Source organism: Comamonas sp. w2-DMI (assembly GCF_040187735.1).
GTDB lineage: Bacteria > Pseudomonadota > Gammaproteobacteria > Burkholderiales > Burkholderiaceae_C > Comamonas > Comamonas terrae.
In genome coordinates this window covers 1-13,975 of record NZ_JBANEL010000049.1, presented here as the reverse complement: position 1 = coordinate 13,975, position 13,975 = coordinate 1, and the positions used below count along the sequence as shown (strand labels likewise).

General features: G+C 58.2%; 13 protein-coding genes and 2 pseudogenes. 5 read left to right on the top strand and 10 right to left on the bottom strand.

What is annotated here, in order from left to right; all coding sequences use genetic code 11:
* Nucleotides 1–515 precede the first annotated feature (515 nt).
* Nucleotides 516–734, top strand: coding sequence for a hypothetical protein (locus V8Z74_RS25285; protein WP_349712090.1), 219 nt, complete (start codon nucleotides 516–518; stop codon nucleotides 732–734).
* 52 nt (nucleotides 735–786) lie between these two features.
* Here V8Z74_RS25285 and V8Z74_RS25280 read toward each other — a convergent pair whose 3' ends face one another.
* From V8Z74_RS25280 to V8Z74_RS25265, 4 genes are all read right to left on the bottom strand, one after another.
* Nucleotides 787–1,143, bottom strand: coding sequence for a DUF2958 domain-containing protein (locus V8Z74_RS25280; protein WP_349712088.1), 357 nt, complete (start codon nucleotides 1,141–1,143; stop codon nucleotides 787–789).
* 353 nt (nucleotides 1,144–1,496) lie between these two features.
* Entirely contained in the window at nucleotides 1,497–2,597 is a 1,101-nt protein-coding gene (locus V8Z74_RS25275) for a hypothetical protein (protein ID WP_349712086.1), read from the bottom strand.
* Nucleotides 2,598–2,661: 64 nt separating this feature from the next.
* Nucleotides 2,662–3,186: a hypothetical protein gene (locus tag V8Z74_RS25270; RefSeq protein ID WP_349712084.1), complete on the bottom strand. Its 525-nt coding sequence runs from the start codon at nucleotides 3,184–3,186 to the stop codon at nucleotides 2,662–2,664.
* Nucleotides 3,170–3,472 (bottom strand): hypothetical protein, encoded by a 303-nt coding sequence (locus V8Z74_RS25265; RefSeq protein WP_349712082.1) that lies wholly within the window; start codon nucleotides 3,470–3,472, stop codon nucleotides 3,170–3,172. The genes V8Z74_RS25270 and V8Z74_RS25265 overlap by 17 nt, the downstream gene beginning before the upstream one ends.
* A 705-nt stretch (nucleotides 3,473–4,177) precedes the next feature.
* Between V8Z74_RS25265 and V8Z74_RS25260 the strand changes: the two genes are divergently transcribed.
* From V8Z74_RS25260 to V8Z74_RS25250, 3 genes and pseudogenes are all read left to right on the top strand, one after another.
* Nucleotides 4,178–4,531 carry a hypothetical protein gene (locus V8Z74_RS25260; RefSeq protein WP_349712080.1) on the top strand — a complete coding sequence of 118 codons (354 nt, stop codon included), beginning with the start codon at nucleotides 4,178–4,180 and terminating at the stop codon, nucleotides 4,529–4,531.
* Nucleotides 4,513–4,968 (top strand): annotated as a pseudogene (locus tag V8Z74_RS25255) (IS3 family transposase); the annotation flags it as partial. The gene V8Z74_RS25260 and the pseudogene V8Z74_RS25255, both read left to right, overlap by 19 nt.
* A gap of 18 nt (nucleotides 4,969–4,986) precedes the next feature.
* A pseudogene (locus V8Z74_RS25250) lies at nucleotides 4,987–5,328 on the top strand (IS3 family transposase); the annotation flags it as partial.
* On the opposite strand, the gene V8Z74_RS25245 reads toward V8Z74_RS25250, so the two are convergent.
* The 3 genes from V8Z74_RS25245 to V8Z74_RS25235 form a co-directional block, all read right to left on the bottom strand.
* Nucleotides 5,325–6,971 (bottom strand): methyl-accepting chemotaxis protein, encoded by a 1,647-nt coding sequence (locus V8Z74_RS25245; protein WP_349712078.1) that lies wholly within the window; start codon nucleotides 6,969–6,971, stop codon nucleotides 5,325–5,327. The pseudogene V8Z74_RS25250 and the gene V8Z74_RS25245 sit on opposite strands and share 4 nt — an antisense overlap.
* On the bottom strand, nucleotides 6,964–9,636 hold the full coding sequence (locus V8Z74_RS25240; RefSeq protein WP_349712076.1) for a bifunctional diguanylate cyclase/phosphodiesterase: 2,673 nt from the start codon (nucleotides 9,634–9,636) through the stop codon (nucleotides 6,964–6,966). Before V8Z74_RS25240 ends, V8Z74_RS25245 begins: the two co-directional genes overlap by 8 nt.
* A 236-nt stretch (nucleotides 9,637–9,872) precedes the next feature.
* On the bottom strand, nucleotides 9,873–11,153 hold the full coding sequence (locus V8Z74_RS25235; RefSeq protein ID WP_349712074.1) for an MFS transporter: 1,281 nt from the start codon (nucleotides 11,151–11,153) through the stop codon (nucleotides 9,873–9,875).
* A gap of 138 nt (nucleotides 11,154–11,291) precedes the next feature.
* Here V8Z74_RS25235 and V8Z74_RS25230 point away from each other — a divergent pair, with 138 nt between their 5' ends.
* Nucleotides 11,292–11,888, top strand: coding sequence for a TetR/AcrR family transcriptional regulator (locus tag V8Z74_RS25230; protein ID WP_349712072.1), 597 nt, complete (start codon nucleotides 11,292–11,294; stop codon nucleotides 11,886–11,888).
* On the opposite strand, the gene V8Z74_RS25225 is transcribed toward V8Z74_RS25230, so the two are convergent.
* From V8Z74_RS25225 to V8Z74_RS26320, 3 genes are all read right to left on the bottom strand, one after another.
* Complete coding sequence (locus V8Z74_RS25225) at nucleotides 11,882–12,997, bottom strand: threonine aldolase family protein (RefSeq protein WP_349712070.1); 1,116 nt, start codon at nucleotides 12,995–12,997, stop codon at nucleotides 11,882–11,884. The genes V8Z74_RS25230 and V8Z74_RS25225 overlap by 7 nt on opposite strands.
* 61 nt (nucleotides 12,998–13,058) lie before the next feature.
* Nucleotides 13,059–13,553: a helix-turn-helix domain-containing protein gene (locus tag V8Z74_RS25220; protein ID WP_349712068.1), complete on the bottom strand. Its 495-nt coding sequence runs from the start codon at nucleotides 13,551–13,553 to the stop codon at nucleotides 13,059–13,061.
* A gap of 51 nt (nucleotides 13,554–13,604) precedes the next feature.
* Nucleotides 13,605–13,847: an AraC family ligand binding domain-containing protein gene (locus V8Z74_RS26320; protein WP_502879609.1), complete on the bottom strand. Its 243-nt coding sequence runs from the start codon at nucleotides 13,845–13,847 to the stop codon at nucleotides 13,605–13,607.
* Nucleotides 13,848–13,975 lie beyond the last annotated feature (128 nt).

Below are 13,975 nucleotides of genomic sequence, written 5' to 3'. Positions count from 1 at the left end.
AGATTCGGAGCCCAGCCTTTCGGCTGTTCGGTGCGGTCGGCACGAGGAACCCGGTTGGCCCTGTTGCCACCGTCTTTCCTGAGTTCATCGCCCGCGACGAAAGGGAGCCCGTGGACGGGGGCCGTCAAGGAAACCAGCGCAGGGTGGGTGCGGCCCGCAGGCGCAGCCGAGGACACGGCCCTGCGCGCCTTGACGGCACACGGCCGCGGGCTACAGTCGCGAACAAGGTGATGGAGTCAGGGAAGACGGCTGGACATGGCAACGGCCCTCCCACACGCCGACCGCACGGCAAGCGCAGCGCGCAGGCCCGAAGCTGGAAGCCGGGCCGGAGGCGTCAGCCGAGCGGAGCGAGGGAACGATCGAAGCCCGAAGGGGGCGAGACGCCGCAGGCGGCTCGATGCGCCAGCACGAGAGCGCGACCGGCCATCTCCCAGAGGGCTGGGGACGCCCAGAGGACTTCCATGAAATCCCCATGGACTGCAATTGCACACGGCATCGGCACAATGGTGCTCACCATGGACTTACGAGAACTGCAGGACGACGACCTGCTCGCCCACGCCAAGGAATGGCGGCAGCGGGCGCTGCGCGGCGAGAAAGACGCACGCGGCTTCGCTCACGAACTGGAATGCGAAGTGCGCCGCCGCTTTCCCAGGAACGACACGCCCCCTACTCTATCGCCCGTGCGCCTGCTGGGCACGGTGTCGCAGCCAGCCCAGCGCCGCTGGAAACCCTAGTGAACGCCCAGAGCGAATAGAGAAGAAAGGGGCATGGCGCCCCTTGACGGAATCAGACGATGATCCGCCCCGCCAGCCGCGCATCACGCGCGTAGGCGCTCAAGCGCTTCTCCGCACGGAAATGCAGATCGCGCTCGATCGGCAACCCCAGCCGCCCGCGCACGGTCGCTAGTTCCTGCAGGCTAACCCAGCCCAGCTCAGGCATCCCCAGGCCCAGATCGCACAATCCGAAGGCACGGCGCCCTTCAAGGTCATCCGGATCAAGCTCGGAGAGCAACCAGGTCGCGCCAGCATCTGGCGTGAACAGCTTGACCACGGGCGCCGGATCGAAGCCCGGGTTCTGGAGAGATTCGCGGCCATTGGCCAGCAGCAGCGCACGCTGCTCGTCGGTGATGAATGCGCAGTTCATGGTGAACTCCTCGAAGGTTGCCGGGCGGAATTGCCCAGCCCCTCCGGGGCACGGCGCAGCGCAAGCCGTCAAGGGTCACGACGGCCGCAGGCCGCAAGCGTGCCTGCACGCGCCGCCCTTTACGGTGCGAACGCCGTGGCACCATGGGGAAACAGCAAGCCGCCCCACCCACCACCCCACGCACACCCGGTATTGGCAAGCGCAGCGCGCAGGCCCGCCAGGGCCGAAGGCGTCAAGGATGGAAGCCCGAATGGGGCGAGACTCGCGCCGCGAGGCTCAATGCACAGCACGACAGCACGACGGCGGAACGCCGGGACGCCCGAGAGATACACGTATCGGATTGAATAGCGCGTTTACTCTGATTCAGCGAATGGGCCGGTATAGCGCTTGGCAACATCCAGGAGAGTGTCCAGCACTTTTTCAGGGGATGCTCGACCCTCGATTTTTTTCAAAATCTCTCTCTGGACATAATATCTGGAAGGAAGATCAGGGTTGTTGATGTTTTCAAGCCCCTCTTTCGAGCTGGTGACCAAAACTTCCTCAACCACTTTCTCAAAATCCTTGAGCAATATTTCCAAGCGATCCGGATGTTCCTCATAGCGCGCACCCTCGATGATTTCATCAATGACATCGCTGTGCCAGACGATCCCAATCTGTGGATCTTTTTCGTTAGTAACACCGACTCTGCCAACATAGACTCCAGCAAGTATCGAGACCTCGCCTCCTAACTGGAATGTCGTTCCGTGCATTGAAATACTGCCCCGTGGGTTGTAATAGAGAACGGGAGCACCAGACATGCCACTCTTGGAGGCACTGTCTACGAGAAACTTCTTCTGTCTGTTCCATTTCATTTGCACGGAGGACGCAATGGTGGCCCGCTTCCATACAGGCTGAACGTGCATATCATGAACATTCTGCGGATAGCCAGGGATGAAAAGCTCCTCTGTCACATCAACGCTTTTAAACCACTTTTCAACTATCTCCCCCCTCCTGACCAGATGGTCTTGGATGGGAGAGATTGAAGTCTGCAAGCCATTGCCTACTTCGTTGAATAGCGGGATCGAGAAATTGATTTCCTTGCCGTCCCCGGTGTATCCAGCGATGGGATGCGCCACATAAGGATCAAACGGTATTGCGACCACATTGACCCTGGGCCAATTTTCCGGATGGATGTAAAAGCAAGCCCTCTCGTCGTTGTAAAGCGGAAGGGAAATCGCCATACGCCCCATGCCATTCTCTCCCAGTAGAAAGCAAAAATTCACAACCACATTATCAGGGATGGCGACATTTTTATTAGGCTTGAACGTATCCGGATGGCGGCCTGTTACGTTGTGCCAGGCAGTGACAATATAAAATCTGTCGTCTTTTTTATAGACAAAACCAGTGCCAATTGCAAGTTCCTCTGATCCGAATCGCATTGTAAGATGGACGACGGATTTGCTGATTTCAGCCATACAACCTTTTCTCCCAATTGGTTTTTAATCGAACTTATCGCTTCGTAGTGAACTCTAAAGCATTTTATTGAGGGAGCAGCAGGAATTTCCACCGCTTTCCCCGATACACCCGGGCTTCCAGGACGCTGTTCTCCAGCGCCGACCGATCCACCAGCCCGGCCAGCTTGCCCAGCGAATTGACCTTATGCACTTGGGCCAGATGCTGGAACCGCCGAATCTCGCCCGCTGTGCTGGCCCAGTGTGCATCGCGCAGCAGCCCATTGGCCTGCAGCAGCCGCAGGTTCTCGGGGTGGATCAGTGCCAGCAGGCTTTCCGCCTTGTCGATCTTCTCCTGCAAGTGCTGCAAGGCGTCCGCCTCGCTGCGCACCCCGTACCGTTTCCAGGCTGGCTCATGGTGGAACAGCCGGTTGCGGAAGTCCCGCAGCGTCGCCACCAGATCGCGGGCATGTGCCAGCACTGCGCCCGCCTGGCGCGAGGGCCATGGCCCGCGAAACACGCCCGACAAGTGCTTAGGCCAGATCAGCCCGCGTCCCATGAATTCGTCATCCAGCAGAAACTCCCAGGTCGAGAATTCAGTCTTGGCGATCACGCCCGCATGGTGCGGCGTGACGCTGCCGCGTACCGCATGGCGGCGGCGCTGCCCGGCCCCATAGGTGGGTGGCCTTGGCAAAGTTGTCTCGCCCCGCTTGCACCGGATACGGAGCATTGACATGCGGTGCGAAGGAGCGATAGCGCAGCTTGCCGCCCGCCCACCAGAACCGCCCAAGATCGGCTACCAGCGCCTGGTCAATGGCGTTGCGCAGGGTGACCGCCACTGCGCCCATCAAGGGGTACAGTGCGCCGCAGACATGAGCATTCCACAGATAGACGCCCATCAGTTCTGCGGAACGCCACTGTACTTTCGTTTTTCCGCCACTCAACTTTAGATTTTGGTGACTCGCAAGCTTGGAGTTGCAGCGTATGCCCTCTAACCCTCTTTCTGTGGAACGTTTAGAGCAAGATCTAGGCGTAAAAGTGAGTACACACTATTTTTTTGGTGGGCGCGACTGAATTACTGTCATGCCGCTCCGGTTGTTGCCGCAATAGGCTCGCCGCAGACGGATGAGTGGCAGTGCCGGTGCAAGTTTTTATCTGCACCCTTGGGTGAGCCCCAGACAGCCACGCACCGATGTACCTGTTCTCCAGGCGCCTCAGTTGAGGCACTTTTCTTGTTGCCGGACGGCAAAAGCTGTGGGCAGTTGGGTGGGCTGCTTTAGGCTGATTGCAGACTTTCACAGATAGGCTAGGCAGTGCCTGCTATCGGTGCGAGCGGTCAGTGAAATCGAGGTCATAGCAGGGCCCCTAAGCCACTCCGGATTTTCGATTGGAGGATCGAACTGTGGTTCCGAACGCTTGAGAGGATCAGTCTGAGTTGAAGTTGAGGGCGTCTTCGGCCTGTAGGACCACGTCATCTGTCAGATCTGTGCCAGCGATGGCTTGCAGATAATCTTCCGCACGACGCAGGATGTGGGGATTGGCCAGCGCGCCCTGCAAAACATCAAAAATAGATTGCGCTTGCTCTTCAAAGGGAGGAATGGCGAATGACGGCTACCAAGCAGGCGATGAAGATGCCCGAACTCATGGTCTTTGCCAAGGTGTTCGTAGTTGGCTTTGCTGCCGCGGAGGTCTGCAGAGCAGACTACTACCTAGGAACTGCGTTCGCTCTCGCAAATGTCGACTTTCCCTTTTGGGCGCGGGCTACTGTGTCTCTTGTCGCACTGACGATCTGTGTGGTCTACGCCGTGAGGCGTGGCGCACATACCGCCGCCGCCAAAATGGGTCGAAGCATCCGTCTCGACCTGCTGATAGCAGTTTGTCTTGGGGCTTGGTCGAACGAGTTGACCATGCCTTGGCTTTCCAAGTTTCATGCTGCCTTGAAGGCTGGTTGTACCTGAGTGCCGTCATCGACCTGTTCTCCAGGCAGGTGATCGGCTGGTCCATGGGGCACCGCATCGACACTGAGTTAGTGCTCAACGCTCTGCTGATGGCATTGTGGCGCCGACAACCCAAAGCTGCTGTCACCGTCCACTCTGATCAGGGCAGTCAGTTCACTGGGCATGCATGGCAAGACTTCCTGCGCGCTCACAACCTGGTTTGCAGCATGAGCCGTCGGGGCAATTGCCATGACAACGCCGTGGCCGAAAGCTTCTTTCAACTTTTGAAACGAGAGCGAATCCGTCGCCAAATCTACCCAACCCGCGATCAAGCCAGAGCCGATGTCTTCAACTACATCGAGATGTTCTACAACCCTAAGCGACGCCACGGCACTGCCGGAGATACTTCACCGGTAGAGTTCGAAAAACGCCATTTCCAACGGCTCAAAAGTGTCTAGGGAATCCGGGGCGATTCACTCAGGAAGGCGCCCTCCAAGCTGAAGGGACAGGGCGCTGCGCTATTGCTGCACTCCGATCAAGGCTGGCACTATCAGATGCCCGCCTATCGAAAGCAACTCAGCGACCACGGGCTGAAGCAAAGTATGTCGCGCAAAGGTAATTGCCTGGACAATGCCGCAATGGAGAGTTTCTTTGGAACGCTCAAGCCCGAATTCTTCTACCTGAACAGATTCGCCGACATCGAAGAAATGAAGGTGGGGCTACGCCGCTATATTCATTACTACAACCATCACCGTATAAAGCTCAAACTCAAAGGCCTGAGCCCGGTGCCGTACCGAACTCAGGCGTTGAGCTGCTAGCTTTCAACCGTCCAACCTCTGGGGGGCAGTTCAAATCCGGGGCGATTCATCTCAATCAAGCTTCGTTGCTCTGAGCGTGAAGGCAGCCTGAATGAAGCCACCACATCCGATAGCCGAAGAGCAAGATGGCGCAGACTATCCGCTGAAGCGGCACTCTCTTCAACAAGTGCGGCATTCTGTTGAGTAACTTGGTCAAGCTGTTGCACTGCATCGCTGACCTGACCAATGCCGCTCGTTTGCTCGGCGCTAGACGAGCTGATTTCCGTGATCAATGAGCTGACGTTCGCAACCTGAGCGACGATTTTTTCCATTGTTTGACCAGCGGTTTTGACCAGTTGATTGCCACGATCCACACGTTCGACGCTGTCCGAAATCAGTTCCTTGATCTCCTTTGCTGCCTCAGCGCTTCGATGGGCCAGCACCCGCACCTCGCCGGCCACTACCGCAAAGCCCCGACCCTGCTCTCCAGCACGAGCAGCCTCAACCGCTGCATTCAATGACAAGATGTTCGTCTGGAACGCGATCCCCTCAATCACCTGGGTGATCTCGGCCACCTTCCCCGCGCTCTGCGCGATCCCATTCATGTTAGAGACGACATCCCTGACGATATCACCGCCTTCGGCAGCAACGCTTGAGGCGTCAATGGCAAGTTGTCGGGCCTGCTGCGACGAAGTGGCATTCTGCTGGACAGCTGCAGCGAGCTGCTCCATGGACGCTGCGGTTTCTTCAAGATTGGCGGCTTGCTCTTCTGTGCGCTGACTCAGATCCGCGGCGCCGCTGGCCACTTCACCAGAACCTGTGGAAATGGCCTCGGCGCTGTCGCGCACTTCAGAGACGATCCGCACAAGGGCCTGGTTCATCTTCTGCAGCGATCGCAGCAACAATCCAATCTCGTCACGCGAGTCTACTTCTACAACCATGGTTAGATCGCCTGCAGCGACTTTTTCTGCCAGTGCCACTGCAGTCCTTACTGGTAGCACTACAGATCTCGAAAGCGCTCGTCCCGCAAAGACTGCCAGGAAGACTGCAAACACCGAAAGCACAAGGGTCGTACGGATTCCCTTGCTTGCTTGGGACTCGGCGTCAGCACTGGCTTTGTTCATGAGCTCTTCCTGATAAGCCATGAAGTCCTCCATCGCAGCGGTGTAGCTTGCCTGGTTATCCCGCACAATCCCGCCCAACATCTGTCTGGCTGCATCTGCCTGGCCCTCCCGTACGCGCTGAAGAAACTCGGAGAGTGCCTTCACGTAATCTGCCCTTTTGGCCTGGACAACCGCCAGAAGGTCTTTTCCTTTGCTTGATGTCACCATTGGCGTGAGGATGTCATACAGCTTTCTGAGCTCCATTCTGCTGGCTGCGATCTTGGAAGATTGCATCTCAGCTTCGCTGCCGTGCAGGATGAGCATGTCTCGGGCCAACTGGCCTTGCACTCCAATCTCCTGGGAAATTCTCGACGTGATCCGCACCTTCACATAGAAGTCCTGCGTGACGTCATTGATCTCCTTGCTGAGCGACCTCAGCATCTGAATTGACACCAGTGCAACCACCAACAACAGGAGGATGACCATCCCGAACGACAAGGTCATCCGTGTCCCAATTTTCATGTTCTCAAATACTCGCATCGTGTAGTTCCTGTCACCCATAGGCTGATCCGTTGGCGCAAAGCTGGTCGCGCTCAACGAGGCTCTCAGTGATTTGCTCGGCGGAGCACGGTGTTGCATAGAGATAGCCCTGAAAGCCATCGCAGTTGCTTCCCGTCAAAAAATTATGCTGAGCTTGCGTCTCCACCCCCTCAGCAACGACCATTAGGTTCAGGCTGTGCGCGAGACCTACGATCGCGGTGACAATCGCCGCGTCGCTGGCGTGGCTCAGCGCTTCGCGAATGAAGGATTGATCTATCTTGAGCTGGTGCAGCGGCAGTCGCTTGAGGTAGCTCAGCGAGGAATAGCCGATTCCAAAGTCGTCCAGCGAGAATCGCACGCCGATGGATGACAATGCCGTCATCTTTCCGATGATTTCGTCCACATCGCTGAAGAACATGCTTTCGGTCAGCTCCAGCCGCAACAGGTGGGGGTTTGCCCCGGTCCTTGTCAGCACAGATCTAACCTGAGCAACGAACTCAGCCTGGCGCATCTGCCTGGCAGAAATGTTGACCGACACCGTCAGGTGGCGGGAGGCAGCATTGCCACCCCACTGGTAAAGCTGGCTGCATGCTCGCTCCAGAACCCATGTACCGATTTGAAGGATCAGACCTGACTTCTCAGCCAACGGGATGAAATCCGCTGGAGAAATCTGTCCGCGCCGGGGGTGTCGCCATCGAACGAGCGCTTCCACCCCAGTGATCATCCTGTTTGCATCGACGATGGGTTGATAGTTCAGATACAACTCATCCCGTGCTAGCGCACCCCGGAGATCGCGCTCCAGCTCAACGCTCTGCTCAGCGATCGTCTGCATTTCTGGCGTGAACAGACAAAGAGTGTTGCGGCCAGCAGCTTTGGCTTGGTACATCGCCAAGTCCGCGCGCTTCATCACTGTCTCGATATCACCGATCTGTGCGTCAAACACTGCGATACCCACACTCGTCGTGCTGAAGACTTCGTGGCCGTTCAGAATGTACGACGTTGCCAGCTTCTCCACGATGGTTCGACCTATCTGCTCGGCCTGCTCGCTCGCAACCTGAACGCTTGAACTCAGGCCTTGCAGAAGCACGACGAACTCGTCGCCGCCCAGGCGTGCAACCGTGTCGGTCATTCGCGTCGCCTCGGTCAGGCGTGCAGCAACGTGCGTGAGCAACTGATCACCTTTGTCGTGGCCCAGCGTGTCATTGAGATCCTTGAAGTTGTCCAGATCCAGGAACAGCACCGCGCCGCTTTCACGGTTGCGCTGACACAGGTTCACTGCTCTGGTTATACGATCCACGAACAATCGGCGGTTGGGCAATCCTGTCAGACCATCGTAGAAAGCCAGCCGCTGAATCTCTGCTTCATGCCGCTTGCTTTCGCTGATGTCAGCCCGTGTGCCGAGCATGCGCAGCGGTGACCCGTCAGGACTCCTTTCAACAATCCTGCCGCGGGCCTGAATCCATATCCAATAACCATCGCGGTGGCGCAGGCGATGCTCAGACTCGTAAAACTGCGATTCAGCTGCGAGATGCCTTTCAAATGCAACGACGACCTTGTCCAGGTCATCGGGATGCACCTCATCGCGCCAGTTTCTTCCGGCCTTGTACGCCGACATGGGCTGCCCGACCATCTGTGCAGCACGTTCATCCACCTTCACGTGCTCGCTGGGAAACGATTGGTCCCACAGGCCCATACGTGCTCCGGCCAAAGCAAGCTCCATCCGCTCAGCGTTCTCGGCGAGCTCCTTCTCTCGCACCGCAAGGAGCGTCGCCAATGCCGATCGCTTTGCCTGGACCAATGCCAAGCTGAAGCTTGCCAGTATCATGATCCCCGCCCACACCAGGCCCAGACCTGCAGCCAGCCTCTGCCACGGCCCGTTGATGGCTTCGTAGCTGCGGCTCACCGTCACGACTAGGTCTTTGTCCAAGCGGGTCTGCGGTGAGTTGATGACTCTCTGGAACACCATCCGTCCAGAATCCGGCAAAGGCAGCATGTCCACCGATGGCGTGTACGCGGAATTGGCAGCGGGCACGAACAGGACCACGAATCCTGCCCGCTGGGTGATGGAACTCCACATGTCTGGCGCGTAGATCACAGAGCGCATCACCACGTCGAAGTAGGCAGGGTTGAGAATGGCGGTGACCACGCCCGCGACGTCTCCCGGCGGAGAGTCGAGCCTCATCGACAATTTGATGTTGGAGACACCCTGGGTGTTCTCGTACGGACGTGAGACGAAAACTGCTTCTGGATCCTGCATGGTCGCAATGCTATGCAAGAAATCCCGGTCGTCCAGGTGCCTATCATCAAGTTCGTCGCTGGACTGAATGATGCGTCCAGCGCTGTCAAGGACTATCAGTGCGCGTACCCCTGGCATTGCACTGCGAAGGGCTTTGATCGACAGACCGCTTCCCCTCGGCCCCTGCGTTCGGTACACATCGCGTACGCTGACCAGCGCGCTGCGTACCCCCGCCAACTGATGGCGCAAGTTTTCCTCCACCGTCTTTGCCTGGGCTTCCAGCCTGCCACGTTCGTTGGCAAGCACATAGCTACGCTCGGAGACGACGGCATAGATACTGAGCCCGATGCCCAATGCCACGATGGCGACCAGGGCGAGCCATTCGGCGCGATTTCTCCGCGCAAGTTCGCATGAACTCATATCACCGAGGTCAAGCAGTGCCGCAGGCAAGCGCGTGGCCTTCCACGCCTCGCATGGGCCAGAGCCGCAGCCGCATTGGTTAGGCGGCATGTGCGAGCACAACGACAAGCGCGTATTGACATGCATCGCTTTGGGAATATGGCTAACACGTTGCTCACTGAAGTTCGTGGGAAGCCTGCCAAGCACGAGATGGACACGGCAATGGGCGTTTGGCCTGGATACGCGAACTGCGTCTGCTCTGCCGTGTTGGACGCAAAGAGTGCTTGCTATCGAGCCAGGTCGACGGACGGTTTGGGCCGCACCAGCAGGATCACAAAAGCGGCCACCAGGCACGCGGCGCCCGCAGCGAACAGGGCAGGCGTGTACGAGGCAAGAATGGAGCGGGACAAGCCTGCGGTGTATGCAGCAGTCGCCGCGCCCAACTGGTGGGCGGCAAAAACCCATCCGAAGACCAGACTCGCGCGTTCGGGGCCGAACTCGGCCGCCGCCAACTTCACGGTAGGGGGCACGGTCGCGATCCAATCGAGCCCATAGAACGCCGCAAACAGAGAGAGTCCGATGAGGGTGAACTCGGAGTATGGAAGCCAGAAGAGCGACAGCCCTCTGAGACCGTAATACCAGAACAGCAGCTTACGATTGTCGAAGCGATCAGACAGGTAGCCGGAAAGCGTCGTGCCGACCAGGTCAAAGACTCCCATCATCGACAGCACTGAGGCAGCTGGTATCGCCCCCATTCCCCGATCACCGCACAGAGAAATGAAGTGCGTTTGGATAAGGCCGTTGGTGCTGAGGCCGCAAATGAAGAACGTCCCCGCGAGAATCCAGAACGTGGGCACACGTGAAGCAGCGGCAAGCGTCTTGAATGGCAGAGTCCATTCAGCCCGGGGTGCCGCAGGTGCCGGGGGCGCATCCGGTGCGCTTCCATAAGGCCGCATTCCGAGAGCGGCAGGGCTGTCACGCATGAACAGAATCGCGAGGACAAACACCAGCGCCGATGCCGCAATCACAGGCACGAGGGCCCAGCGCCAGCCATGCTGCTCAATCAGCCAGGCGACCAACGGAAGGAACAGCAGTTGGCCCGTGGCACTGCTTCCAGCAAGCAGCCCCATCACCAAGCCTTTGCGCTGCACGAACCAGCGGTTTGCCACGATCGCTCCGAGCACCATGGCTGTCAGCCCCGTTCCCATTCCGAGCGCGAATCCCCACAGAGCGAATGCTTGCCCGAGGGTGTGGATGAACACTCCCAGCAATAGCGAACACCCGATCACGCCGGCCGCGAACGACACGACGCGTGACACGCCATAGCGCATCAGCACCACGGCCGCGAATGGGCCCAGCAAGCCATACAGTGCGAAACGCGTGGCAAAGATGGAGGAGAGCTCAGAAGTGCTCCAGCCAAACTCCTGTGAGAGGGGTTGCATCAGTGCCCCGGGCAGCCCGAGCGCAGCAGAGGTCACGAGCATTGCGAGAAAAGTCACAGCCGCAACCACCCAGGCATAGTGAACACCTCGGCGTTGCAAGATCAGGGCAAAACGGGCTGCTAGCATTTCGATGAGATTTCGTAGTTGGTGTTTGTCGTTGCCCCCAGATGGGCGGGGGACAGGACGCACTCGAATGCACAGGTGCGCACTTCGATCTCATAATGATAGCGATCACTTTCAATAGATGTCAACGAGGCAGATGCCATGAAGGTTTCTAAGCAACAGGCGTTTGAAAACCGCGAGGCTCTGCTTGCCTCCGCCGGCATGCTTTTCAAGGAGCGTGGGATAGACGGGGTGGGCGTCGCCGACATCTGCGCGCGCGCCGGACTAACACAGGGAGCGCTCTACAAGCACTTCGCAGACAAGCAGGATCTGGCAGCCAAGGCGTTCGCGTATACATTCCGCGTCGGGCACGATCGAACGATGGGTCCAAAGGAATCACGCCATTACAAGGCCTATCTGGACAACTACTTGGCGCCAGTGGTGCGGGATGACATGACACGCGGATGCCCCTTGGTTTCCACGGCATGTGAGACCGGGCGCCAAGGCCCGGCAATGAGTCGCAGCTTTACCGATGCGTTCGTCGAGATGCGGGATGGCGTCAGTGCGGCGCTGCCAGCTGGTACGGTCGTCGGTGACAGGGACGCGCTGGCAACGACCATCGTTGCCGCACTCGTCGGTGCGATGGCGATCTCGCGTGGCGTGCTCAAAGCCGACCAAACCTTGGCAGATGAAGTGCTCTCGCAGGTTCGAGCCACTCTCAGTGCGCTGGGAACCGAGCAGGGCCATATTGGTCAGTAGCCTTGTCTCGCACCTTGGCCCGTTTGACGCTGCCCAGGATTCGCCGCGATATCGCGTATGGCTTGAGTAGCATGTTCTATGTCGGCAGAAGACACATCCAGATGCGTTACTGCGCGGATAGCTCCCCGCACCTTGCCCATTCTGACACCTCTGTGCTCCAGTTCAGACAAGAACGCATCATGCGACAACCCCAGGCCAGCAGGGTCAAAGTAGACCATATTGGTCTCTGGAACGGCAGTGAGAACTTTGATGCCCTCCACCTCTGACAATCCATTTGCCAGCCGGCGGGCGTTGGAATGATCTTCGGCCAGGCGGTCTACATGGTGATCCAGTGCATGGAGGCATCCGGCGGCTGCGATACCTGCCTGCCTCATGGCGCCGGCAAAGACGTGCTTGTACCTGCGTGCTTCGGCAATGAACTCTCTGCTGCCGGCCATGACTGCCCCGATGGGCGCGCCAAGTCCTTTGGTGAAGTCAATCCAGACGCTGTCAACATGCGATGCATAAGAAGCAGCGGATACGCCACTTGCTACGCAGGCATTCAGCAGTCGCGCTCCATCCATGTGCGTTGCCAACCCATTCCTCTTGGAAAATTCTGAAACCGCAGCCAATTCCTGCAGCGACCAGATGGCGCCGCCTGCAAAGTTATGGGTTTGTTCCACGCAAAGAAGCTTCGGTGGCGGACCATACGGAGGCGCCACCGTGGACAGCCGATTCAATGCCTCCTGCGCCTGGTCGACTGTGAACACCCCTCGCTGAGTGACAATCGGTTCCACCAGGACGCCACTGCTGAGTGCGACCCCCGCAGACTCAGCCCGAATCACGTGGGACATCCAATCTGCGATAACTCCGTCTGCAGGTCGGGTATGCACCTTGACTGCAACGAAGTTGCACATGGTTCCTCCGGGGAACCACAGGGCGGCTTCCTTGCCGAGAAGCTCTGCCACACGGGCCTGCAGTCTATTGACGGTCGGGTCTTCTCCCCGTTGCTCGTCGCCCACGTCTGCATTGGCAATGGCAATCCGCATCTCGGCGGTGGGCTGTGTTTCTGTGTCGCTTACGAGCGGGATGAGTCGGGGTTTTTCGGATGTAGGTTTGACAGTTGGCATAAGGGCTCCTATGCCGCGTAGATTGCCTGCCTAAGCTCAAGAAATCTTGTACGTTTCTGACCTACCGTCCTGACATCGCCTTCGCAAAGTCCCCGGGCGTGATGCCTGTTAGCCGTTTGAAATGCCTGTGCATATGGCTTTGGTCGGTGAAACCACAGTCGGCGGCTACGGCCGCCAACGGCAAACCAAACCGGATGAGGCGTTTGGCATGCTCGACTCTCAGCGCAACCAGATACGCGTGGGGCGGCATCCCAATCTCCTCGCTGAACGATCGGATCACCTGGGTCTCCGACACGCCAGCCTCGCTCGCAAGATCGAGAATACTGACAGTTGCAGTGGCGTTTGCGTGCAGCATGTCTTTGACGATACCAACTGTTCGTGGCACGGGCACCACATTCTTTACTTCAGCATGCGCGTGTCTCTCGAAGAGCCTGCGCAAGAATAGCAACGTGCGCGATTCTCTTTCCAGCAAGTCGCTCTTCTGGGAGGAGGCGTCATGGAGATACATGTACTCGGTGAACAGACCGGTGTCGGCAATTACGTGCTTGTCAAGCACAGGCGGGCGGCGCGCACCGAGTTGCAGGTCGCTGCGAAGCGCACGCGTGATCTACCCAACGGAGGGATAGAACATCCGATATTGCCAGCCACCTTCTGCGCCAGGTGAGCCTTCGTGCACTTCGCCTGGGTTGATTGCGCAAAGAGTCCCCTCGGGCATGAGTTCTGTCCTACCGCGGCGTGAGGAAAACTGCTGCGCACCACGCTCGATGATGCCTATAGCGAAAGTTTCGTGCAGATGAGCAGGGAAGGAAAAGTCTTTGTAGTCAGCTCGCAGGAATTCAACAGGCTCCATAGCTGTGTCAATCCATACCTGGACTTTGTTAGGGAACCTCTGCATAACTCGATTTCAAGCGTGATAGTGCTTGAACGAGCGTGAGGTCCGCTGGCCTCTGGCACTCAAGATGCCCACATTTGGCGGGC